25 protein-coding genes and 1 pseudogene are annotated in these 23,834 nt (G+C 44.5%); 11 read left to right on the top strand and 15 right to left on the bottom strand.

Translation table 11 applies throughout. The features are described 5' to 3' along the window. Positions 1-25: 25 nt before the first annotated feature. The 5 genes from NYE72_RS05515 (at position 26) to NYE72_RS05495 (ending at position 5,544) form a co-directional block, all read left to right on the top strand. A complete protein-coding gene (locus NYE72_RS05515) occupies positions 26-817 on the top strand; it encodes an SDR family NAD(P)-dependent oxidoreductase (RefSeq protein WP_036686790.1) in 792 nt (263 codons plus the stop codon). A gap of 85 nt (positions 818-902) precedes the next feature. Continuing rightward, positions 903-1,877: an S-layer homology domain-containing protein gene (locus tag NYE72_RS05510; protein ID WP_051491481.1), complete on the top strand. Its 975-nt coding sequence runs from the start codon at positions 903-905 to the stop codon at positions 1,875-1,877. A gap of 675 nt (positions 1,878-2,552) precedes the next feature. Then, positions 2,553-2,867, top strand: a complete 315-nt coding sequence (trxA, locus tag NYE72_RS05505) for a thioredoxin (RefSeq protein ID WP_038569055.1) — start codon at positions 2,553-2,555, stop codon at positions 2,865-2,867. Beyond that, positions 2,836-4,284 carry a DHA2 family efflux MFS transporter permease subunit gene (locus NYE72_RS05500; RefSeq protein WP_081386716.1) on the top strand — a complete coding sequence of 483 codons (1,449 nt, stop codon included), beginning with the start codon at positions 2,836-2,838 and terminating at the stop codon, positions 4,282-4,284. Before trxA ends, NYE72_RS05500 begins: the two co-directional genes overlap by 32 nt. A gap of 1,002 nt (positions 4,285-5,286) precedes the next feature. Beyond that, on the top strand, positions 5,287-5,544 hold the full coding sequence (locus NYE72_RS05495) for a hypothetical protein (RefSeq protein ID WP_339211445.1): 258 nt from the start codon (positions 5,287-5,289) through the stop codon (positions 5,542-5,544). Positions 5,545-5,830: 286 nt separating this feature from the next. Here NYE72_RS05495 and NYE72_RS05490 read toward each other — a convergent pair whose 3' ends face one another. Next, positions 5,831-6,607 carry a hypothetical protein gene (locus tag NYE72_RS05490; protein ID WP_036686786.1) on the bottom strand — a complete coding sequence of 259 codons (777 nt, stop codon included), beginning with the start codon at positions 6,605-6,607 and terminating at the stop codon, positions 5,831-5,833. A gap of 169 nt (positions 6,608-6,776) precedes the next feature. Between NYE72_RS05490 and NYE72_RS05485 the strand changes: the two are divergent. Together NYE72_RS05485 and NYE72_RS05480 are read left to right on the top strand one after the other, a co-directional pair. Next, positions 6,777-6,980: pseudogene (locus NYE72_RS05485) on the top strand (GIY-YIG nuclease family protein); the annotation flags it as partial. Positions 6,981-6,983: 3 nt separating this feature from the next. Then, on the top strand, positions 6,984-7,832 hold the full coding sequence (locus NYE72_RS05480) for a DNA helicase UvrC (RefSeq protein ID WP_339212130.1): 849 nt from the start codon (positions 6,984-6,986) through the stop codon (positions 7,830-7,832). 29 nt (positions 7,833-7,861) lie between these two features. Here NYE72_RS05480 and NYE72_RS05475 read toward each other — a convergent pair whose 3' ends face one another. From NYE72_RS05475 to NYE72_RS05420, 12 genes are all read right to left on the bottom strand, one after another. After that, entirely contained in the window at positions 7,862-8,200 is a 339-nt protein-coding gene (locus NYE72_RS05475) for a hypothetical protein (protein WP_038569050.1), read from the bottom strand. A 185-nt stretch (positions 8,201-8,385) separates the two neighbouring features. Next, on the bottom strand, positions 8,386-10,614 hold the full coding sequence (locus tag NYE72_RS05470; protein WP_076100050.1) for a Tex family protein: 2,229 nt from the start codon (positions 10,612-10,614) through the stop codon (positions 8,386-8,388). A gap of 173 nt (positions 10,615-10,787) precedes the next feature. Further along, the gene (locus NYE72_RS05465) at positions 10,788-11,987 is read right to left on the bottom strand and encodes an MFS transporter (RefSeq protein ID WP_076100052.1); all 1,200 of its coding nucleotides are present in this window, start codon (positions 11,985-11,987) and stop codon (positions 10,788-10,790) included. A 172-nt stretch (positions 11,988-12,159) separates the two neighbouring features. Beyond that, complete coding sequence (locus tag NYE72_RS05460; RefSeq protein ID WP_052096817.1) at positions 12,160-12,768, bottom strand: TetR/AcrR family transcriptional regulator; 609 nt, start codon at positions 12,766-12,768, stop codon at positions 12,160-12,162. A 156-nt stretch (positions 12,769-12,924) separates the two neighbouring features. Continuing rightward, on the bottom strand, positions 12,925-13,275 hold the full coding sequence (locus tag NYE72_RS05455; RefSeq protein WP_036686777.1) for a type II toxin-antitoxin system PemK/MazF family toxin: 351 nt from the start codon (positions 13,273-13,275) through the stop codon (positions 12,925-12,927). A gap of 3 nt (positions 13,276-13,278) precedes the next feature. Next, positions 13,279-13,560, bottom strand: a complete 282-nt coding sequence (locus tag NYE72_RS05450; RefSeq protein WP_025698676.1) for a CopG family ribbon-helix-helix protein — start codon at positions 13,558-13,560, stop codon at positions 13,279-13,281. A gap of 215 nt (positions 13,561-13,775) precedes the next feature. Then, positions 13,776-14,957 carry an alanine racemase gene (gene alr / locus NYE72_RS05445; protein ID WP_036686775.1) on the bottom strand — a complete coding sequence of 394 codons (1,182 nt, stop codon included), beginning with the start codon at positions 14,955-14,957 and terminating at the stop codon, positions 13,776-13,778. 188 nt (positions 14,958-15,145) lie between these two features. Continuing rightward, entirely contained in the window at positions 15,146-16,231 is a 1,086-nt protein-coding gene (locus tag NYE72_RS05440; protein WP_036686774.1) for an outer membrane lipoprotein carrier protein LolA, read from the bottom strand. A gap of 205 nt (positions 16,232-16,436) precedes the next feature. After that, a complete protein-coding gene (locus NYE72_RS05435) occupies positions 16,437-16,610 on the bottom strand; it encodes an aspartyl-phosphate phosphatase Spo0E family protein (protein WP_094903681.1) in 174 nt (57 codons plus the stop codon). A gap of 145 nt (positions 16,611-16,755) precedes the next feature. Beyond that, entirely contained in the window at positions 16,756-18,141 is a 1,386-nt protein-coding gene (locus NYE72_RS05430; protein WP_076100053.1) for a helix-turn-helix transcriptional regulator, read from the bottom strand. Positions 18,142-18,397: 256 nt separating this feature from the next. After that, complete coding sequence (locus NYE72_RS05425; protein WP_038569041.1) at positions 18,398-19,156, bottom strand: DUF3600 domain-containing protein; 759 nt, start codon at positions 19,154-19,156, stop codon at positions 18,398-18,400. Continuing rightward, positions 19,143-19,730, bottom strand: a complete 588-nt coding sequence (locus NYE72_RS05420; RefSeq protein WP_038569039.1) for a sigma-70 family RNA polymerase sigma factor — start codon at positions 19,728-19,730, stop codon at positions 19,143-19,145. The genes NYE72_RS05425 and NYE72_RS05420 overlap by 14 nt, the downstream gene beginning before the upstream one ends. Before the next feature lie 135 nt (positions 19,731-19,865). Between NYE72_RS05420 and NYE72_RS05415 the strand changes: the two genes are divergently transcribed. Beyond that, on the top strand, positions 19,866-20,048 hold the full coding sequence (locus NYE72_RS05415) for a hypothetical protein (protein WP_143758648.1): 183 nt from the start codon (positions 19,866-19,868) through the stop codon (positions 20,046-20,048). Between the two features lie 399 nt (positions 20,049-20,447). On the opposite strand, the gene NYE72_RS05410 is transcribed toward NYE72_RS05415, so the two are convergent. Then, positions 20,448-21,410, bottom strand: a complete 963-nt coding sequence (locus NYE72_RS05410) for a DUF4367 domain-containing protein (RefSeq protein ID WP_038569037.1) — start codon at positions 21,408-21,410, stop codon at positions 20,448-20,450. Next, the gene (locus tag NYE72_RS05405) at positions 21,407-21,973 is read right to left on the bottom strand and encodes a sigma-70 family RNA polymerase sigma factor (protein ID WP_038569035.1); all 567 of its coding nucleotides are present in this window, start codon (positions 21,971-21,973) and stop codon (positions 21,407-21,409) included. The genes NYE72_RS05410 and NYE72_RS05405 overlap by 4 nt, the downstream gene beginning before the upstream one ends. Before the next feature lie 219 nt (positions 21,974-22,192). On the opposite strand from NYE72_RS05405, the gene NYE72_RS05400 reads away from it, so the two are divergent. From NYE72_RS05400 to NYE72_RS05390, 3 genes are all read left to right on the top strand, one after another. Next, entirely contained in the window at positions 22,193-22,612 is a 420-nt protein-coding gene (locus tag NYE72_RS05400) for a MarR family transcriptional regulator (protein ID WP_051491478.1), read from the top strand. Between the two features lie 170 nt (positions 22,613-22,782). Continuing rightward, positions 22,783-23,430 carry a hypothetical protein gene (locus NYE72_RS05395; RefSeq protein ID WP_036686760.1) on the top strand — a complete coding sequence of 216 codons (648 nt, stop codon included), beginning with the start codon at positions 22,783-22,785 and terminating at the stop codon, positions 23,428-23,430. Positions 23,431-23,442: 12 nt separating this feature from the next. Then, positions 23,443-23,754 carry a hypothetical protein gene (locus NYE72_RS05390; RefSeq protein WP_038569032.1) on the top strand — a complete coding sequence of 104 codons (312 nt, stop codon included), beginning with the start codon at positions 23,443-23,445 and terminating at the stop codon, positions 23,752-23,754. Positions 23,755-23,834 lie beyond the last annotated feature (80 nt).

Raw genomic sequence — 23,834 nt, 5'->3', positions numbered from 1 at the left:
TCTAACGCCGAGGAGGAAATTCATCATGACAGATAAACGTTTGCAGGATAAAGTTGCAGTGGTTACAGGTGCTGGTTCCGGTATTGGAAAAGCTACAGCCATAAGGTTTGCCCAACACGGAGCTAAGGTATATATGCTTGACCGCACTCCCGAGGATTCCTATGAAACTAAACGTGAGATTGAATCTATTGGCGGTACAGCAACAGTAATTGAATGCGATGTCTCCAATCCAGGTCTGGTCGAAGAAAGTATTCGTAAGGTTGGGGAGGCGGCCGAGAAGATTGATATTGTTTTTGCCAATGCTGGCATTAATGGTACATGGTCTCCAATCGAAACACTAGAAATCGAAGATTGGGACCAGACACTGGATACCAACCTACGCAGCACCTTTGCCACAGTAAAATATGCCATCCCCCATATGAAAGAAAATGGCGGCAGCATCATTATCACCAGCTCCATTAACGGCAACCGAGTATTCTCGAACATTGGCGCTTCCGCTTACTCATCTTCCAAGGCAGGACAAGTTGCTTTTATGAAAATGGCTGCACTAGAGCTGGCGCAATACGGCATCCGTGTAAATGCAATCTGTCCTGGATCAATCGATACACAAATTGGAGATAATACGTATAAAAGCGATGATCTTCAAAAAGTGAAGATTCCTGTGGAATTTCCGGAAGGTAATCATCCGCTGGAAAATGCACCGGGTAAGCCTGAGCAGGTTGCCAATCTGGTATTATTTCTCGCATCGGATGAATCTTTTCATGTTACGGGAACTGAGATTTATGTAGATGGTGCCGAGTCACTCCTGCGCGGATAAGTTTTTACTCGAATCGTTATAATATTTTAAAATCTATGCAACATTTTGGTCTAATCTACCATCTAAGAGTATGGAGGTGACGCAAATGAAAAAACCATTATTCATAAATAACGCTAAAAAAATGACTATAGCCTGCGGCATTTTGGCAGCGAGTGTGTCTTTTGGGGCATCCGCTTTTGCTTTTTCAGATTTGAAAGGTGATCCTGCGGAAGCAAAAATCAACTCTTTGCATAAAGAGGGGATTATAAACGGAGTAGACAAAGATAAGTTTGCCCCTAAATCTAAGGTAAGCTTTGCGCAAGGGATACAATTCATCGTTGGGGGTCTGAATCTGACTCCGCAACCAGCGGTAGGTAGTAATTCTTCCAAAGCCAGTGATTATTTCGATAAAGTAAACGACAAAGCCTGGTATGCTTCGGCTTTCCTGACTGCCAAGCAAAATGGTCTTTCACTCGACCGGACAGTGGATCCTAACGGAACCATCACCCGTGCTCAGTTCGCTCACTTATTGACGCAAGCGCTGCAAAGTAAAGGTAACTTCCCTGTTACGCTGATGTATGTAGACATTAAGGATGGCGATAAACTCTCTACGGAGGTTATAAATAGTCTCCAGATCCTGCTGAATACACATATTGCCACACTCGATAAGAACGGTAATTTCCGGCCAAATGATGCTATTACCCGCTCTGAAGCAGCCGCTCTCATCTATGATGCAGCCGCTTTTGCTAAACGTGTAATTGTATCTAATGGCAGTCCCACTACTCCCACCTACGAAACAGAGGTTACGTTGACCAAAGCGGGTGAAGGCGTAAATAAAGCCACACTTACCGTTAATAATCTGCCTAACCCCGGGTATGGGCTGGTGATTGAGCGAATCGAATTTGGTAAAGACAATACGGCTGTGATTTACTTTAACGTGACTGCTCCTGAACCAGGGAAAATGTACGCGCAGGTGATCACAAAGGCATCTGTTGCCACTTATCTGCCAGATGGATACAAAGCTGTCGCTCAACCTGTAACTGGCTCTGCTTCTTATTCGTCTTCTAGCGCGGCACAATAATATAAATTCAACTTGAAGGTTTTAGAGTTAAGAGTCCAACGCAACTGCGGTGTATATTTGGACTTCCAGCTACCGTTTATGACGGCTGAGATACGGAGAAGGGATGCCTCAAAAGCCATCATATGGCTGCTGAAGCATCCCTTGTTTGCTGTTTGTTGTTCCTTCCCCCTTTATCCCAACTCCGAACTCTAATTGATTAAGTAACGCCGCTATCGGACTCAGATGACCTTAACACAGCTGTTTCTTGTCTAGTTCTCTCTGAGTTCTCTCTGAGTTCTTTCAAACTTACAAAATTGACTGCGTTTTGGGTGAACCCGGCATCCCCTTGTTGTGCTTGAGAAAAACAGAAAAACCGCAAAAATCCTTGATTATACAAGGATTTCACAACCCGCTAGTGACCGAATTGCATGCCCGATTCAGGTTCGTGTGGCAGCAATATCGTGGAGGTTCGAGTCCTCTCGACCGCATCATTTACAATCATAGATCTATCAACTGCTTCAAGCGCAATTAACGGATCTTTTTGTTTTATATGTACAAGCACAGGAGTAAGTGAAAATCGGTTTGACAAAATACTGATTTAGATATATTGTGGATACACTAAGTCTATTATTTATCCTAATTATAGATATAATGGATCTATAATATATTTTATTAATCTTGAAAGGATGATTCATAATGGCAGTTCTCCATGCGGAAGATGCTACTTTTGCACAACTCATTCAACCGAAAGGAATAACTGTAGTCAACTTCTGGGCGCCCTGGTGCGGACCGTGCCGGATGTTTGCACCTGTGCTGGAAGAGTTTGAGCGGGAGTCGGATGCTACAATAACTGTAGTGAAGGTCAATGTGGATGACAACCCGGAGACGACTGGAAAATACCACGTGATGAGTATACCGGCCACACTCATATTCAAGGATGGACAACCACGGCAACAAGAGGTGGGGATATTATCCATACATGCCTTGCAGCAGCTCACTGCATCCGAATAATACCTCTGAAAGCGGTGAAGACAGCTTGACTAATAAACCCAGCATTATTGTAGCCTCTCTGGTGGTTGCCAATTTTCTAGCCCAATTAATGCAAACGATGTTAAATACGGCGTTGCCGCGTGTCATGCAGGATCTTGCCATTCATGAGAATCAAGCGCAGTGGCTGATTACGGTGTACTACCTGATGATAGGTATAACTGTTCCTGTTGCTGGATTTTTGATCGGAAAGTTTACTACGAGGGCCTTGTTCATGGCCTCTGTCGGAGCGTTCACAGCAGGAACACTGATTGCCGGGATCGCCTGGAGTTTCCCCCTAGTCCTGACGGGGCGTTTGGTTCAAGGCATCGGTGCGGGTCTGCTGTTCCCTCTGTTTCAGACGACGATACTCAGAGTCTTCCCGAAGGAGAAAATCGGTGCAGCGATGGGAGTAGTCGGTTTGGTTCTGGGGTTGGCTCCTGCACTTGGGCCTACTCTGTCTGGGTTCGTGGTTCAGAATCATTCATGGAGACTGTTGTTTTATGCTGTGGCTCCGCTCGCAGCCGCCAATTTATTCTTAGCGCATTTCACGCTGCGGAACGTGGGAGAGACTCATCAGACCAAGCTCGACACCAGGTCCATTATCTACTCTTCACTCGGATTCGCTGGTATATTATATGGTTTTAGCATTGTCGGGGAAGAAAAGGGAAATCCTGTTGTCGCAGGGATCATCCTTCTGGCCGGATTCCTGATCGTGGCGCTGTTTATTAAAAGACAGCTCAAGCTCACGGCACCTTTGCTCGATTTCAAGCTGTTTCGGCACCGCTCCTTTACCCGTTCTTCTATTGTGGGGGTGATCTTATTTGCGGTGATGGTGGGAGTTGAACTCCTTCTTCCTCTGTATGCACAGACGATAAGAGGCTTAACACCAAGGGAGTCCGGGCTTATGTTGTTGCCAGGTGCACTGCTGATTGGTGTCTCCGGTCTGATCTCAGGCAGACTATATGACCGGTTTGGGGTTAGCCGCGTAACCCAGGGAGGATTTCTGCTCATTCTGATCATGGCAGTGGCTCTTGCCCTCACGTTATCAACTGAGACGTCCTTTAATCTACTGGTTATAATGTATGCCCTGCTTATGTTTGGAGTAGGGGCAGTTATGGCTCCAATTACGGCCTATGCCATGGCAAGTATCCCCAACACCATGGTTGCACATGCTTCTCCAATGACAATCACGCTGCGCTCGCTCAGCGGTTCAATAGGAGGCGCCTTGCTTGTAACGATAATGACTTCTACTGCGAGTGCCAGTTCCTTATCCTTTCCATTGGATATGCTCAAAGGGGTCCACATTGCATTCTGGACGTTGACGGCTCTTGCCGGATTAGGATTATACTTGTCTTTTCATCTGCAAGAAGCGAGAAAGCTTAAACCTGCTAATATTTAATTTCTTAATCTATCCTGTATTACCCGGCAGAATCCTCTGCCGGTTTTTTTGGTGTGGCTTCCGGTGCAGGGGGAAATTCCTGAAGCGCACTTGAGACTCCATGCTTAAAGCATATTTCCCGAAAAAAAAGCTGTACTGATTATAATTTTTGCCCCCACTTTTACAGAGGAGGCCCCACCAGGGTCTGACACATATTTAAGCAGGGGTGGGACGTCTTTGGTAATTCCCCATAGATCGTCTCATAATCCAACTTGTTGTTAGCTATCGGACTCCATCGTCGCTATTGTCTTTAAAAAACACCCAATATGAACCTATTTCTAACGAATAGCTGCACTGGGGTCCGAACTGTGCTCCAATCGCTAAAAACATATGAATAGCGTCATCTGGGTCCTCAAGCTAACTCAGGCTCAGAAATGCTGATTACTTGGCAGTGAGGATTATCAAACTACGAGCGATTAGATCATATTTGTGTGCATGAAGCTATTTGACGGTAATGAACATCAAACTTCGTGCGATTAGATCATATTTGAGTGCATGAGGCTATTTGATGGTGATGAACATCAAACTTCGAGCGATTAGATCATATTTACACAGACGCAGCAGCTATCGGACTCAGATGACCTTATACGCAAAAATATGCCACTTTTACGATGCTATCGGACTCCATCGTCGCTATTGGCTCAAAAAGCACCATAAATATGCCTTTTTCTAATGAATAGCTGCACTGGAGTCCGAAATTATGCTCTAATCGCTAAAAACACGCGAATAGCGTCATCTGGGTCCGTAAGGATCAGCGTGTATCAACGGATATGAAAATCCGCTGAAGCAGGTAGCCAAAAACAATATACAAATCAGCGATGCTCCAATGTTTGCGTTATGCGAACGCAGCAGATAGGTGTGTAGTAGATAGGTGTGTAGTAGATAGGTGCACAGCAGTTAGGTGCACAGCAGTTAGGTGCACAGCAGTTAGGTGCACAGCAGTTAGGTGCACAGCAGTTAGGTGTGCACCAGTTAGGTATGCAGCAGTTAGGTATGCAGCAGTTAGGTGTGCACCAGTTAGGTGTGCACCAGTTAGGTATGCAGCAGTTAGGTGTCCAGCAGTTAGGTGTGCACCAGTTAGGTATGCAGCAGTTAGGTGTCCAGCAGTTAGGTGTGCACCAGTTAGGTGTGCAACAGATGGGGCTACAGCGGATAGGAATGCAGCTACTATCGGACCCAGTTGACCTTATTCGTTGCATAATCGCACATTTGGACTACTAAAGGACTCCATCGTCGCTATTGGCTCAAAAAGCACCATAGATATGCCTTTTTCTGATGAATAGCTGCACTGGAGTCCGAAACTGTGCTCTAATCGCTAAAAAAACGCGAATAGCGTCATCTAGGTCCGTAAGGATCAGCGTATGCCAACGGATGTGAATAATCAGTTGAAGCAGGCAAACAGCGTCCATAATAGCGCCATCTGAGTCCGTAAGCTAAGGCGTCCATATTAGCGTCATCTGAGTCCGTAAGCTAAGGCGTCCATATTAGCGTCATCTGAGTCCGTAAGCTAAGGCGTCCATTGATCATGAATAATGCCGACTAATGCATGGTCTTCTCCGATCTTCTCAAAAACTAGACGCAGGCTGCGCCAATCCATTCCCTCGACAGAAGGATCGATTCCAGCAATATGATATTCAACGAAATCATATTGCTCCTTTGGATACACTTCGTTTAAGTTGTTGATCGTCGTCCCTTGTCCAAGCCCCTTGTTCACAGCAATTTCGGCCTTCTGAATGAAGTCCGCATCGTAGACAAACCGCTTGTAGTAATCTGCGAATGTAAGCTCGATTAAATCACCGGAGCCAGCAAATGTTCGCCAGACTCTTTTGGTAGAGTCATTCATTAATCCTTCTACTTCCTCCTGGGTGAATACAAGATCATTTTTTGTATCCACGTATGCATAAGGAGAGAAGCGTAGCCCTTTATCCCGATGTACCCACGCCGCTAATTGCTTCATATCCTTATTCTTAATGGAGTTCATTACCGTAGACGCCGCTTCCTCAACTAATGGCGGCAATCCCTCTAGATCCTGCGGCTGCCCCGTACTTGATGTCTTCGTCTCCTGTGGTAGTTCCGTCTCCTGTGGTGGTTGTGTAGTAGCCGCTGGCTGTGCAGTTTGTGTGTGCTCTGGTGTCTGCTTTGGCGTCTGCACTGGTGCCTGCTCTTGTGACTGCTCAGGCGTCTGCTTCGGCTCCGTTCCCGCTTCTGGCGTTCCACTGCAGGCTGTAAGCCATAACATAGCTGCTATAAGCGCCAGCCCACCGATTTTTTTTGCGAAGTACATAAGATCCCTCCTTAGCTTTGATTCTTCACTCTTTAGACTGATTTGAACAAATGAAGGTTGCAAGCTTATACTAAAACTATCAATCATACAACTCTTATGAGAGGGCGGGGTTACTATTCATTTAACAGAAAAACTTAAAAGCCTTCCCCTAACTCCCGGCGTTTATCTCATGAAGGATAATCTCGGTCATATTATATATGTTGGCAAGGCAAAACAGTTAAAACGGAGAGTCCAATCCTATTTTCAAAACTCAAAATCTCATTCCCCAAAGGTTAAACAGCTTGTAAGAAATATTAAAGATCTGGAAATCATCCTTACGGATACCGAATTTGAAGCCTTTATGCTGGAATGCAAATTAATTAAAGAGATCAAACCCATGTACAATAAAAAAATGAAAAATCCGCAGGCTTATACCTATATCGTAATAGGAGCGGATGAAAAAATACGTTCGTTAGAGATTACCTATGATCCTGCGGTCAAAGAAGGCACTCAGGTTTTTGGTCCCTATACGAGCAGAAGCACCGTGGAACGGGCCGTGCAAGGCATTAAAGAAAGTTCAAGAATCCTTTGCAGTAACCCTAGCTTTAAAAATTCCCTATGCCTAAACCATTCGCTTGGCCTATGCATAGGGATGTGTGCAGGCGGAGATGCCGCTGTTCAATATAATAAAATTATTGATCGAGTCATTGGCTTACTAAACGGCTCAGATTCCAGTATCCTTGAGGAAATGGAGCAACGGATGGCAGTGGTCGCGGAGCACTATGACTTCGAAACCGCCGCCAAATACAGGGACTATATTGGAGCTGTCAGCTTCCTGATTCACAAAGAGAAGGTCATCGAATTCGCACAGGAGAATCAGAATATTGCAGTTCTTGAGGCCATGAATGAACAGACGCTTAAACTCATTCTGCTCAAGGGCAACCGTATCCTGTCCCATACCAAGCTACAATATGATCAACCGGATATCACCCACCTGCAAGCGGCAATAAAGTCAGCGATTATGACCACTTTTCACAGTGAACCCAATCAGACCTCGGCAGCGATCGGGCGCCATGAAATTGACGAAGCACAAATAATATACAGCTATTTAAAAAGCAGCTCCTGCAGCTACATCATCATTCAAGAGGATTGGCTTGCAGCTGAGCAACGTTCCAATATGGAGGCTTCGGTAAATGAGCTGTTGCAGATTTTTTTAAATGCGCTTCCCTCTCATTCCTATAATTAAAAAGATTTCGTGTTTGGACTTCCGGCGGATTATAGTAAACGGCGGCCTGCCTTTGCAGGCTGCATTTTTCGGTTTCGCTTCAACAATTTTTTATAGCGTTTCTGAGTGTATAGCACCTCGCCCGCCTCCATTACCGTTTCCTTCGCCTCATTAACAACCAGCTTAGTTTCCTCCACACATTCCTTCATACGACTGATCTCCGATTTAAATTCCTCAGATCTGTCCTTCGCTTGCTCCAACGTGACCTGAATATTTCCCTTCTTCTCATCTATAGGTTCTTTCAATCCCTCTACCGATTGCTTAACTCCATCAAGGGATTGCTTTAGGCCATTCACACTATTCTTTAATTCTTTCAATGGATTTCCCACATCTATCTCCTCCTAGTAATAAACGCTTAGTTCAACTGTTACTCTAAACTTACCCAAAGAGTGCACGTCCTTCACTACTATAATGACAAAAAGGGTTGCAGCTGAAAATAATCAACAAGAAGCCAGTCCCCAATAATAGGAGACTGGCTTCTTGTTGTCGTTCTTTGAGGATCACTGCTATCTGTCTACTTCACGCTTCCCGCCTCAACACGCGGCGGACGCATGGTCAGGCTGACCCGGCCCTTCTTCAGGTCAACACCCATCACCCAGACGGTGACATTGTCTCCTACGGAGACGACGTCCATCGGGTGCTTCACAAAGCTGCCGCTGAGCTGGGAAATATGCACCAGCCCATCATTTTTGATGCCGATATCGACGAATGCGCCGAAATCGATAACGTTGCGGACGGTTCCCTGCATTTCCATGCCAGGAACCAGATCCTCGATCTTCAGCACATCGGTGCGGAAGATCGGCAGCGGCAGCTCCTCGCGCGGATCGCGGCCCGGACGCTGCAAGCTCTCCAGGATGTCGCGCAGCGTAGGCACGCCGACATCCAGCTTCACAGCCAGCTCCTCGGCATTTTGTACCTCAAGCTGTGAGGCTACTTCTTTGCTGCCAAGCTTATTCACATCGAGGCTTAGCTCACGGAACAAACGATCCACCACCGGATAGGACTCGGGGTGAATAGGCGTGCGGTCCAAGGTGTTGTCTCCACCCGGAATCCGCAAGAAGCCGATACATTGCTCATAGGACTTGGCACCTAGACGAGGAACCTTTTGCAGCTGCTTCCGGGTCGTGAACTTGCCGTTCTCTTCCCGGAATTTAACGATATTCTTAGCAATCGTTCCATTAACCCCTGCTACATAAGAGAGCAAGGCAGGAGATGCCGTATTGACATCTACGCCAACATGGTTAACCGCCGATTCCACGACGGCTTTAAGACTCTCCTCCAGATGCTTTTGGGAGACGTCATGCTGGTACTGTCCCACACCTATAGCTTTCGGATCGATCTTCACCAGCTCCGCCAGCGGGTCTTGCACACGGCGGGCGATAGAAGCCGCGCTGCGCTCCGCTACATCCAGATCCGGGAATTCCTCCTGCGCCAGCTTGGAAGCAGAATAGACACTCGCTCCCGCTTCATTAACGATCAGGTACGCCAGCTCTGGATTGCCAATCTCGGCAATCACTTCTGCCGTAAACTGCTCCGTTTCACGCGAGCCTGTGCCATTGCCGATTACGATGAGCTGAATGCCGTACTTAGCAATCAACTCTTTGAACTTAGCAGCAGCTTCGCGCTTCTTGTTATTCGGCGGCGTCGGATAGGTCACGGCTACCTCTAGCAGCTTACCAGTATCGTCTACAACGGCTAGCTTACATCCAGTACGGTATGCAGGGTCAACCCCCAGAACACAACGCCCCTTGACTGGCGGTTGCAGCAGCAGGCTACGTAGATTGCCAGAGAAGATCGAAATCGCCTGGTTCTCCCCACGTTCGGTCATCTCTCCACGAACTTCGCGCTCTACTGAAGGAGCAATCAAACGTTTGTAGGCATCCTCAGTCACTGCTTCCAGCAGTTCCTTCACCGGGGATGGCCCTTTAATAATTTTCCGTGCAATATAGGCATGAATTTTATCAGTGACGACCTCAATGCCTACCTTTAATATATTTTCACGCTCACCACGGTTAATTGCTAGGATGCGGTGAGGTGGCATTTTGTGTACAGGTTCACGGTAACTATAATAATTTTCGTATACGGATTCTTGTTCTGCATCCTTTGCTTCAGACACAAGAATACCTTGACTTGCTGTATACTGGCGAACCCAAGAGCGGATCGCAGGATCATCTGCTATGTTCTCGGCAATGATGTCCAGTGCGCCTTGCAGCGCTTGGTCTGCGCTCTCTACTCCCTTTTCCACATCAATATATTTCGATGCTTCAGTCTGCGGGTCCCCTTGTCTTTGCTGCTCCAAGATCCAGTTAGCCAGCGGCTCAAGTCCTTTTTCCTTCGCAACACTAGCCCGCGTCTTACGCTTTTGCTTGAAGGGACGATACAAGTCCTCTACTTCCTGAAGCTTGACCGCATTGATAATTTGCTCATGAAGCTCCTTGGTCAGCTTGCCCTGCTCTTCAATATTGCGTATAACGTCTTTTTTACGTTCGCCTAGATTGCGAAGATAACCCAGCCGTTCTTCAATATCACGAAGCGCATTCTCGTCCAGCTCACCTGTCATTTCCTTCCGATATCTGGCGATGAACGGAATGGTATTTCCCTCATCCAGCAATCCTACCGTAGTGCGTACCTGTTTCAGACTAATGTTCAATTCCTTGGCAATCGCTACGGTTATCAATTCCTGCTCCCGCTGTGCGTTTGCCTCATCCGTAATGACTTCCGTATTGCTGTTATCTACCGCCATTAGTATCCCTCTTCCCGTACACAATCTGCTTATACATATCTTGATCTCATAATTAAAATAGTATCACAGATTCGGCTCTGCACCAAAGACCAGCCCGAATAGCGCGCGTTGTACTGAACCGCTGTGCGCATATAGCGAGGCATCGTGGACGGGTCAGAGCCCGGATTTAGCGATTACGCCCGCTGCCCCATTCCCCGTTTGCCGGAACTCAGTGACAATACAAAACACAAAGCCAGAACGAGCGCGGCTGCCCCATATGGGAAGTTAATACTAAGATCAAACAAATACCCTGCGACGATAGGCCCAGCAATATTTCCGAGACTTGTATAAGCTGAGTTCATTCCCGCTACGAAACCTTGCTGTGATTCTCCGGCCATTTTGGAAAGCTGTGTACCTACTGCTGGACGCAGAATATCCATTGCAAAGAACACAATAAAGGTAACCGTAATAATCGCCCAAAAGCCGCTTACAAACAAGGTCAGCAGAATAAACAATGATGAGACTATAAGACAAGTGGAGATCACCTTGTTCTCCCCGAATTTATTCAAGATCCAGCCAAATGCGGACACCTGCACCACCGCACCTGCAATAGAACCAAAGGTAATTACAAAAGCGATATCCTTAGGCGTAAAGCCAAATTTATGATCCACGAACAATCCGAACACCGTTTCATAATTAGCCAGTCCAAAAGCCATGACAAATACAATAATTAAGCCGAAAAAGTACGGCTCGCGATAAGAACGCATCAGCTGTGTCAAGAAGCTTTCCTGATTATTTTTTGATAACGTCGCTTCCTTACGTTTCTCTTCAGACAGAGACTCAGGCAAGATTAAAACTGTAATTAGAGCTGCAACTCCAGCTGCACCAGCCGCACAGAAAAAGGGTACCCGCATTCCAAGCTCAGCAAGATAACCGCCAATCCCAGGACCAATAATAAAGCCGGTGGTAATGGCTGCATTAATTAGTCCCATTCCTTTAGCTCTCTCTTCAAAAGAAGTCGTGTCCGCTACATAAGCCATAACTGCCGGCATAATTAGAGCAGCTCCTGCACCACCAAGCAATCTCGAAACGAACAAGAGCCAAGGTACATTGGCCAGACCAAAAATCAGCTCAGATATCGCAAACACGATCAAACCTGCTACAATCACCTTTTTTCTACCGATTCTGTCGGATAATCTGCCGGCAAATGGCGATATTAATAATTGGGCAAGCGAGAAGGAGGCGACCAAGAGCCCGACAGTACTTCCGCTGATCCCAAGCTCATTCATGTAGGTTGGCATTATTGGGACTACTAGCCCAATTCCAGTGAAAGCTAGAAAAATATTAAGCATAACAAGCAGCATAGCGCCTCTGTTTCTAAGTAACAATGACATTGTATTAACCCTCCGTGTGTTTAAAGCCAAATCTTCGAATATTATGCATGTTAAGACCGACCATCCGGTCTAAATAATAGTAAAAAAATAACCCTTCCTATCCCGGTGCCTTTGAGAAGCTTCAGCCTTCATGATCCTGAATGTAAAGCTTCTTTTCATGCCCCTCGTTATCTTACCCCGTACGAATCCCTTGTAATAATAAATTTACTGCTTCCCGGTAATATTTTTTTATATCCTCCCGGGTCTTCTCATGAATCGAGAATTCAGAAACTCTTCCAATCCCTTCAAGCATGCCACTCACGATAATTACATAGTTCTCCAAGTCGCCTTTTACCAAATATCCTGTTTCAATCCCTTCCTTCAAAAGATCACGACAAGCATGTGAGGCTGCTTCATAAAGAAGTGAAAGCCGCTTGCTAATCTCTTCCGGGTGGCATCTGCTTCTGGAGAATTCCTCGAGCGCATGAATCAGTGGATTCTGAAAATCATTTGCGTAATGCTCGGCTAACGCATAAAATCGTTCTTCGATCCCTGCAATTTCCTGTTTCTTATCATTCCACGCTTGCAGCCACTCTAACGTATCCACTTCCACTACAAATAGAAAAAGCTCATCCTTGCTCGGAAAATGGTGATACAGACTGCCCTTACTGACATTCGAGGCTACACAAACTTCATTCATAGTTACGGCAGCATAACCCTTCTGTACAAACAGCTGCGTGGCCTTGCGCACAATTCTTTTTTTAGTTTCTTCTCCGTCTGAGCGTCCTTTGATTCTAAGCACCTCCTAAACCGACCGTACGGTCTAATAATATCAGATCATTTTCAAAAAGTGAAGACCTAACGATTCTTTATTTACTATACGCAAAAACGCACATTAAAAGACGCCCGGATTCGTACCCGAGCGCCAATCTCATGAGTTATCTATAACCTAGGGTGATTAAAAATCAATCAGACCAAGGCTGATTTGCAGCGATTCATCCACCTTTTTCATCGTTTCATCATCAAGGTGGGTGATCTTGTCAGTTAAGCGTTGTTTGTCAATCGTCCTAACCTGTTCCAGCAAAATAACAGAATCTCTGTCAAAGCCATGAGCAGCTGCGTCAATTTCCACATGTGTAGGTAACTTAGCCTTCTGGATTTGGGCTGTGATTGCAGCCACAATTACCGTCGGGCTAAAGCGATTGCCAATATCGTTCTGGATGACCAGAACTGGCCTTACTCCGCCTTGTTCAGAACCTACAACCGGCGAAAGATCAGCAAAAAAAACATCGCCACGTTTAACGATCAATGTCTACACCCCGCTTACTAAGCGGCCAAGAGTGCTGTCTGCATCTTCCTCCGCGAGGAAAGCCTCGCATGCCATGGTCAAGTTGATCTTAGCCATTTCCATGTAGCCGCGCTGCATGGACTCCCGGATGGAACGTTTCCTCCGTTCGCTCAAGTACAGCTTCATGGCCTGCCTAATCAATTCACTCCGGTTGGAATTCTCCAATTGAACAATTCCGTCCACTTCCTGCAAGAGATGATCGGGCAAGCTGATCATGATTCTTTTGGTGTTCTGCAAATTAGCCACCTTCTCTTCCACCCCCACAAACCTTCTGCCCTTGTGTTCCAGTGTTACAATATACAAGGAATTTTATACAAGGAATATATGCCGCCAGTATATCAAGTATGCTGCATCCCATTATAAACTAGAAATGGTGGTTCGTATAGGCTTTTAGTCACATCTCCTAATACGATACAATTCCTTCTATTTTCTCCCTTGTATAACATCACTGTCAAGAACTTTCAGTTTGTGAGTAGAGCATTTACTAATTTAGGAAGTGTGCCTTCACTTATATAAACGCGTGGCACCCGATGAGCCAACATGCAGATAACCTCGTAGTGAATTGTTCCAAGCTGGAGAGCCAACTCGTCTGCCGTGATCATCACGTCAGCTTGACGGCCGATGAGAACAACTTCTTCGCCTGCTTTAATTTGTTCCGCTTCTGCAGCGAAAGATTTGAGTGATACCATACACTGATCCATGCAGATTGTTCCGACGACAGGAACGCGGCGTCCACGTATTAGCACCTCCGCTTTGCCAGTTAGCATGCGGGAATATCCATCTGCGTACCCCACAGGTAGCGTTGCAATAATCTCCTCGCTCTCTGTGATGTACCTAGTGCCGTAACTGACGCCCCAATCGGCAGGCAGGCTTTTGACATATACAACCTGCGTCTTCAGCGTCAATACCGGACGTAGTTCTACCAGTTGACGGTTCACCTCTGTGGAGGGATAAAATCCGTACAAGCTGATGCCTACACGCACCATGTTGCTGGATAAATAAGGTGAATCAATGGCCGTAGCGCTATTGCCCGTATGTATGATCGGGATCTGAATGTTCTGCTCCCGCAGCGTTTCCGCCACGCTCATGAACCGTCGATGCTGTTCCAGTGTATAGCTTTTGTCTTGTTCGTCTGCCTTGGCAAAATGGGTAAACATACCCTCCAGCTCCGCCTGCGCAACAGACTGCACTTCAGAGATAAATGCAGGTGCGTCAGCTGGTAAAAGACCCAGTCGTCCCATCCCGCTATCAATCTTGATATGCACCTTTAGCCGATGTTCCGGATCTATAGGAAGCTGTCTTATAGCCTCCAGTACCTCCGGTGTGAACAGTGTTACAGTTACATGGTTCTCCCAGGCAACGGCTATTCCTTCTGGGGAAGTGTAGCCAAGCACCAGTATAGGAATCAGTATTCCCGCCTGACGCAGCTCCAATGCTTCATCCAAAAAAGCCACACTAACATAATCTGCTCCGAGTCTTTCCAGCTCCCGTGTCACTTCCACTGCTCCATGGCCGTACGCATTTCCTTTGACGCATCCCATAAACTTTGTCTCTGCCGGCAAGTAGCGGCGAAAGGCTTCGTAATTGGCACGCAAATCATCCAGATTAATTTCGGCTACTGTCGGTCGATAGCTTGCTTGCACTTCAAGTCACCTTCTTACGTTGTAGTAAAACGTCATTGCTGCATTGCATTAATCATTGTCTTAGTACCAATGGTAATGCTACAGAAGGTGGCTGTCAATGTGTGCTGGAGCCCCGGCAAATAAAGAAAAGCGGATACTACGTTGTAGAGGAAAGAATCCCACAAAACGCAGTATCCGCCTACTTTTTATTATTTACCCGATTGTGCCTCCATAGAAGCGGCAATTTGCATCATTTCATTAGCAGGAAGATTGGCACTTGTAATTCGGTACTCTACACCCTCAGACATCCAAGTCAATGTCTGCTGCTCATCCCCACTCAGAACTCCCCACGTAAAACCAAGGTCTTTCAGGGTTCCAGGCGCCAGTGCTACCGCACGGTCCAGTGGACGGGATTCCATAATAGTGTACTGATAAATCCCATCATATCGGATGAGAACAGCATGGTCTTTGTTGCCCTCCAATTTATGCGAGTCCTTGAACTCTACACCAGCTGGAATATAATCAGGTTCAATGATCCCAAAGTCTCCAAGCTCTGCAGCCACTGGTTGTTCAGCCTGTTCCTGGCCCTCAGGAGCTGTAACCGGATTACCATTCTCATCAACCTCAGCTACTGTGCTCTCTGCGGACTTGCCCGAGGCCATGTTCTTTTCCATATCAAAGGAATCCTTGGTGAAATCCGTATCGAATTTGAAGGTGTCAAACTTCACGTTTACAACTACCTTCGCCTCAGAATCAGAGACTTGAACCTGTTTAGGCTCATAAGTCTTTTTATCAAGCCAAATCTTTTGCCGCACAAGGGCATTGCTTTGATAATTCGCGGCTACCTCGAACACATAGTTATCTCCATCTTCCACAAATTGGCGGTTATTATCCGAAACTATGCCACGAACCAACGTCTGATACAGATAGACCTGACCTTGATCATCCGGCCAATCGCTTTGGAAACGGAAGCTCTTATTCATACTTGGTGTGAGTACGAACACTCCCTCATCATTACGAAGTACGATCTGCGTAATATCCTTCTGAACATTTGCCAAGCTGATCCGGTAGTAGGAAGGATTCTTGTACCATACTTCTACCTTATACTCCTGCGGCTGTTCCCCGGTATACAGGGTCATTGTGCCAGAACCTTGGTACGTTCCCTGCTTACTTTCCAACTTGTCAGCCACATTGTTCAAATCCTTGACTACGGAAGCGGCATCCTTCTTCCCGCACCCCGTCATCACCAGGGCCACGCTCATAATGATCGCGAGTACCCATGTTATCCGGCGCATGACATCATCCCCTTAACCTGTTTTGAATGCATTGATTAGTACATGTCTATGAGGGACTTGGCCGCAATATGCAGACGGGCATGACAAGCGTGCAGCATTGATTTATTTTATGAGATCCAACAAGCCAAAAAGCCCGCGCACAGCGCTGGCTCTATACTTCATCAGAAGTTGCAATATCATTATGTAGGGTGTTTAACCATTCTCTTCAATCCTCATTATCGCTATGTACTGCTTTATTGTACTGATTAATTAATTCATCTAATCTCATGGACTGTCTGATCACATTCGGATGCAAAAGCCCTCCGTGTTGCCTCTCCATTAAATAAAGTTTTTTTCTAGCACCCTCTATTCTCTTTTGGATAATTTCCTGATCATTCATTAACACTACCTCCCTAATTTAATATATTAGAGGTATATGTCAAATTCTATATTTTACATTAAAGTGCATTACTACAATTCAATAGATAGCGATCTCAGATTTAATCTGAAAACTCTTTTTTGTTTCTTCTATAAAACTATCAATACTAGGCACTTCCAATAACAAAACCATTTTTCTTTTCATTGATTCTAATCAGATTTTGGTATTGCTTCTGCGTTTCTAAAGATGCAGTATGCCGAAGCTGCTCAAACATTCTGACACACTTTATTATACAGGATTCGTTATTAATCCTTACAGAAGTCTCCAAACTATCCATTATATACTTTATACTAAGCTCATATTTTCCTCTTCTTATATAATACAATGCTATTTCAGCCATAAAAAAAGTGTATCTGTCTTCGATAATTTGTCGATTATAACATTTAAGATTTCTCTGCTGATCTCTATAATCTGATATTTCTTGCTCAAACCGCTGAAGAATATCATCCACATTAAAATCATAGTGATTGGCTGCCTGAAGGATTTTGAACAGACCTGGAAGAATGTCTTCCTCTCTTTTTTCAATATAGGTCACATATTCCGGAAGCGCTGTCACATCACCTTTTAAAATTCTCAGTAAATATATATTGCCCTGTGCCCAACCCATACATCGATTCATAAGTTGCAAAGCTTCCTCCGTATCCTCACGGATCCAGCTCATATTCATGTAAAGGTTAACATACTGCAATGCTCTATCATAATCTCCCAGCTCTCTGTAAACTACTGAACGTAACACATAAGAAAATAGAATATATGAAAATAAGGGCATTGCAGGTTCCTTCTGTAACCCGTTTTTTCTGGCTCGCTCATTATTATACTTATATTGAATGGATGCTTTTTTTTCAATTTCAATAGCTATGAGCATTACCTTATCCCAATACCTCAATGCGCTATATGTATTCGCCAGAGCCTTCAGCGCGTCAAGTTGATCGACTTCATCAAGCCGATTTACAAAACCCTCAAACTGCACAGCTGCTCGCAAATTCAGATCCTGATCACCCCCTAGAGCAATCGTGAACAGTCTGTATTGGCAAAAAGCCAGCCGCTCTGAATGCTGATACTTCTCACTCTCCGCGACACTCCGGTATAACAACGCTGCAGCATCATATTTTCCTTGTACAAAAAAATCTTCTGCTGTATCAAACAACGAGGGTGTATAAGATAGGCTGTCCATCATGATTCCAATCACCCGACTTATACATTCCAGCTTATCTAGTTCAGCACAGCGATATAGAAAAGGTCGAAGTCGTCTCCAATTGGGATTGGAATGTATGAAACACTCCTCCACATACATATCATAAAAGCCGCCTTCTTCTAATCCCATTCCTTTTGTAATACGGTCTAATTGCTGCATGGCTATAGGCCGATTCCCATTGATAATGTTGCTAATTGTGCCCGAATTCACTTTAGATACCTCTGCGAATTGATTAATTGTTATTCCATTCTTCTTGAGGTAGTCCGCCAGTTCTGCACGAATGGTCATCTGCTTCATGATCAAAGCCACCTTTCGCCATCATGATTCATATATAGATCAATAGTATTTAAATAATAATATGTCTAATTATTCCAGTGGTCAAATACTTTTTTTTGGCTTAATTGATTATACATTTATTCAATTAGTGATGTATAAAATACAAATTAGCCGAATGTAAAAAACCACCAGAACACAAGGTGTATTAGACCTTTTCTGGTGGCTTTTCTAATGCTACTTCTATCCATAGTTATTCAATACATGCATTTAAATTCAACTAAGAACTAGGTTTAATCATCATGTCCAGCTTATTTATATAAGGACCGAGCGCTTCAATTAACTTCTCTTGGTTTTGTATCTCCTCTTTCGAAAGCCGATCCATATGAACACTTCCATCTGCATCAAATACCTTGGCATCATAGCGTTGCAACTCATTTATTAATTGTTCGATCTCCTCAAACTCTTCTTTAGTAAACCTCTGTTCAGCTTTTTCCAGCACGCCATTCCAGAAAGTATCACGATCAACGACAGCCGCCTTTGCCTGAGGGATTTCATTTTCATTCATTTTCTCGAAATAAGGTTTAAGCTCAACCTGTAAATCATTATATGCCTTTTGATCTTTCGCACTTAACTGTTCTAGGTGAAAGACTCCGTCAGCATCGGCCATTTGCAGATTGTAAGCTCCCAATTCCTCTAGTAAAGACATCAATCTTGTAAATTCCTCTTCGTTAAAGCTTTGTTTCGCGTTCTGCAGCTTGGCTTCAAGCCTGTCATATTGTTGCTGGGTTACTCCAATCGTAGCAGCAGTTGCTTGTGAGCCATACAGGGTATCCGCCAAATAATTATATCCGGCATATGCTCCAGTAGGAATTAATAATGCAGCCGCCAAAATGCTTGCTACAAGCCATTTTTTCATTCGTCTTCCCCCTGATCTCGTCTCGGTCTGATTTAGTATTTGCTTCTTCAGTTCCGGTGGGGCACTTAGATTTCTCGCCTCTTCCTGCAGAACTGTCCGTAACTCTTCATTGAAATTCATGCAGGTCCTCCACCTTTCCCTTAAAAAGAGTATGATTCTCCGGCTTCTGACGAAGCTTGTGCAGTGCAGCATGAATACGGGATTTCACCGTACCCAGAGGGATACCCAGTATCGCGGCACTTTCTTCCTGTGAATATTCATTTAAATAGTGCAGAATAATCACCTGCTTCAGCTTAAATGGAAGACGATCTACACTTGCTAGTAGACGGCGGTTAGCTAACCTGTCCACAACATCACTAGTGAAATCAGGTTCCATCCTTAAATCAGTCTGCTCTACTTTTTTAACCATTCGGAGATGCGTCCATCTCTTTCTTCGATAGGCATGAATTTGCCGCATAACCAGCCCCATAAGCCAAGGCCTAAAAGGACGATTGACGTCAAATTGCTCAAGCGACCGGTGCACCTGAATATAAATCTCCTGAACAACATCATCCACATCGGAGGTTTCGCGAACGAGAAAATGAACGGTCTGATACACATCCCGAATCGTTGCTTCATATAGTTCACTGTACGCTTCACGGCTGCCGTCTAGCGTAAGCGCAATGAGCTGAGAATATTCATTTGGATGTTTCATCCCTCTCAATCCCTCCTTCGGTCTTACACTATGTATTGGTACATAGAGAATAAATCGTTCGATTTATTTTTTACTCTGCAGCGGCTTAATGGAGTAGATGAAGTAAGCCGAGGCTGACCGCCAGCTGAACAGATTATGGACAGGTGGAAGCTGATGTTCGGCTTGAGCAAATTATGGGCGGTGGAAGCTAGTCTTCAGCTTTGCCTGAGCAGATTACGGACGGTGGAAGCTGATCTTCAGCTTTGCTTGAGCAGATTATGGGCGGTGGAAGCTAGTCTTCAGCTTTGCTTGAACAGATTATGGGCAGGTGGAAGCTGATGTTCAGCTTTGCTTGAACAGATTATGGACAGGTGGAAGCTGATGTTCGGCTTTACACGCCAGCTTTGGCCGGATCCCGCAGAAATCTATGAGATAACTGCATTCTGTACACTTATTCCATATGCAAAAAGGTTTACTCTGATTTTAAGTGTATTCTATACAATTAAAAAGCGGAGAAACTTCCTATAGTGGGATAAATCGTGAAAATAAGTGTACGAAATACAATTATATCCATCCAAGCGTTATTTCGCAGAAATATAGTTGTACGAAGTACAGCTATATTCTCCCAAACGTTGTTTGCATGTGCCCTCAATAAAGCGAAAAAGGGGAGATCCATATGGATCATCCCCTTGCCTATATATACTCGAACAGTAACCGCCTATCTCTCTAAAAAATCAGTCAGCGGATAGACTCAGCAACTTTGATCAAATCATTCTTGTCCAAGCTAGCTGATGTTACACCGTATAAGACTCCATTGGCTTCCCAGTCCAACCCTTTTCCATTAACCAATACAGCATCAGCTCCGTTAATCTTCACTTTTTCGATTGTGCCATCCGTCGACATCTCATAAGCCGTTTCGGAATCAGCGTGCCGCTGCTGCATCGAGATGATCTCATCGGTAGCTTCATTAACAAAATATAAATTAATATATTTGCTGTTGATTACTTCACCATTGCTATCCTTATAAAACTCTGCACGATCAAAGGTATAACCGTCTGGCAAATACTCCGGCAATCCCACATTAAAAATCGTATATTCATTTAGCTTGCTAGAATCCCTCTCGATCAGCAATTCCGCTTTCTCTTGATCCCTCTCAGATTGCGTAACCAGTCTGCCGTCTTCAACTCCGACGATTTTTTCCCCATCAGCATTGTAGATATCACCTGCCTTTTGAGCAGCGTCGAGGGTCACAAGCGCATTTCCTTTGCTATCAAAAATCTTCCCCTTAAAGTCATCCGGAATCACGTTGGAATCCGCAGAAAATTCTACTTCATGGGCTACAATATGGCCTAAGTTTATCGTTTGCAATACTTTCATTAACAGCTCCTGTGCAAATGACGGCTGCACAAAAGTTACACTTAATACGCTAACCACTAGCAAAGTTGCCAGCATAACAGCAGGACGTCTTAATCTATGTTTTGTACGCAATCCTTTCTCCTCCTTTTGGCCGGCATACTTTCTCCGAGCCTTATTCAGAATGGCTGTTTTGTCAGAGCCCTCGCTGAAATCTTTATGGGCCAGAACCCTGCCTAGCTCCAGCAGCTCCTTGTACTCCCCAGCACCCTTTAAATCATTTGCCGCTCCATATATACTTTCATCTAAATCTGCTGAGAACTTCTGCTGTATGTCTTTACTGTTCATAGCTGCTCCACGCTCCCTATTTCAGTCTTCAGCTTTTTCATAGTCCGGTAGAGTATCACACCGATATTGCTCTCCGAAATTCCCGTAACCTGGGCAATCTCTCTATTTCTCAGATTAGCACCAAATTTAAGAGCCACAATATTCCGCTCCTTTGAGCTCAATGTATTCAAGGCTTCGTTAAGCCTTCCACTACGTTCTCCCTGGAGGATCAAGCTTTCCGGATCTTTTCTGCTAGAAACCAGTTCCTTGACGGCATCCAGCGAAAAGAAACTTTTCCTTTTAAAACTCCGGTAATGATCATTGACCACATTTCTGGCAATGGCGAATAACCATACCTCTAAAGGAGCTTTTTCCTGAGAATAGGTCGATAGTTTCGCCAACATTTTCTCAAAAACAAGGCTTGTCAGATCCTCAGCCGTATGGAGAGAACTAACCCGGTAAGCGATGTAGTTGAATATTCTTTTATAGTAGGTTTCAAAAATCGTTGTGAACAAAACATCTATGTCAGTATTTTCCTGTATATTCTCTTTAACAAAAGGATGAAGCAATGCGCGCTCATGCATCAATCTAACTCTCCTTTCCCACCAAATTTTCACTTAGCTAAGTAAATTCATCAGTTAATACGATATATTTCCAATTTCATTACAAGATATAAAAAAAAGAAGGGTTCCAGCGCTAAATTCAGTCTTTCTAACCAAGCTACAGTAACCCGTCAACTTGACAAGCTTAATATAGCTTCTATATATTTTAGTAACTAAAGTAAATTGGAGCGAGGCAATGTTATGAGCACAAAGGAAGAGAAACAAAATGCTATCCATAAGGTCATGGAATCTATGGCAAATGTGCAGCAGAAATCCCAGTTTTTCATTGATATGATCACTAAAAAGGAAACCCTGACTCACAATCAGATCATGCTGCTGTTTCAACTCCGGCTTACCGGAAGCTTGAACATTACTGACATCTCTGAACGCTTCGTGGTCACACCCGGAGCCGCTTCCTCCATGTGCGATAAACTTGAGGAAGCCGGACTTATTGAACGGGTGCGGACTAAAGAAGACCGCAGAGTTGTCAATATTGTCCTTACAGAACAAGGCGATCAGCGTATCCATACAATATTTGAAGCATTTCCTACCTCAGATCTGAATAAAATCTCCGGAACTTTAGAACAAATAAATAAATTGATGGAACAAATGATGCACTAACAGCCTTCATTTTGCTCCTTATCAGCTATACTCTTTTCTATAAACACTGTCTGTCAGGAAACTGACGGCAGTGTTTTTTATGTTAAACTCCCAATTTATTATATTGACTATATATTATAATGAATATATATTTTAATTATTAAAATATATTTTGAAGGACGGTACTGTAAATGTCCAATAATAACAATACTTATGAACGTACTGACATGATCGATCCACCGTTGAAGGTAAGAGGTTCGCTGTTTGTCCGAGAGAATATTCGTGCGGTTACTGTTGATGTGTTTGGCCACTTAAGTACTAAAAGTAGTGTCTCGACATCAAAACTCAAAGTATCTGGCGACTGTACAATTGGGGGGAATTGTAAGGCCAATCAGGTAAACAATCTAGGGAGTCTGCGCGTTCAAAATATCCAAGCAGATAATCTCCGATCTTCTGGATACATGTCCGTAGCAGAAAATGCTGCAGCCGGGACTTTTTATGCTGAAGGTGCTGTGAACATAAAGAGACTAAATGCAGATTCATCGATTGAGATCCGTTTAGGCAATAGAAGCACAGTCGAGGTTATGAGAGCTGGCGGTGACATTATCGTTAAACCCTCTTCCAAGTTGATTAATGCGCTGATGCACCCTTTTCGAAAACTCACCTGCACAACGATTGAAGGAACTAGCATAACGTTATACCGGACGACAGCTGACCTTGTGTGCGGTGAAGAAATCATCGTCGGACCGGGTTGTACCATTGGGGAAATCCGCTATAGCAAAAGTCTAACGGTGGATCTTAAGTCGCAAGTTGACCGAACTGTATTTTTAAACCAATAAAGGAGAGTCTACATGGAAAAAATCACTCATTTGTCAGGAGCCACTATACTCAAAAATATCGCCAAAGGTGCCACCATCTTGTTCTGTGTACCGATCCTTAGTGTCTGGGCCGTGGGGAGTGTTGTCTGTGCAATCATTGCACCTATCGGTGGTGTGCTAGGTATTGTTGGCATCAAAGGGATAGGACTAAATGCCTTCCCAGATTATGATTTCCCGAACATTCTCAGCCTTCCAATTGGTCTGTGCCTCTCCTTACTTTTGTTCATTTCTTTCTATTACACTCGTCGTTTATTGCGTGGATGCCTGCATTTTATAAAAAACTAGCGAACTGTAACAAGCTTGTATTCTCTTTGTTAATAGAAAGTGACCTACAACGCGCTGTTTTATTCTATACTTAAGGGGAC

The organism is Paenibacillus sp. FSL L8-0333 (assembly GCF_037965665.1).
Classification (GTDB): domain Bacteria; phylum Bacillota; class Bacilli; order Paenibacillales; family Paenibacillaceae; genus Paenibacillus_AQ; species Paenibacillus_AQ odorifer.
Note: the sequence above shows the minus strand (reverse complement) of the source record. Positions and strands in the feature narration are given on the sequence as shown.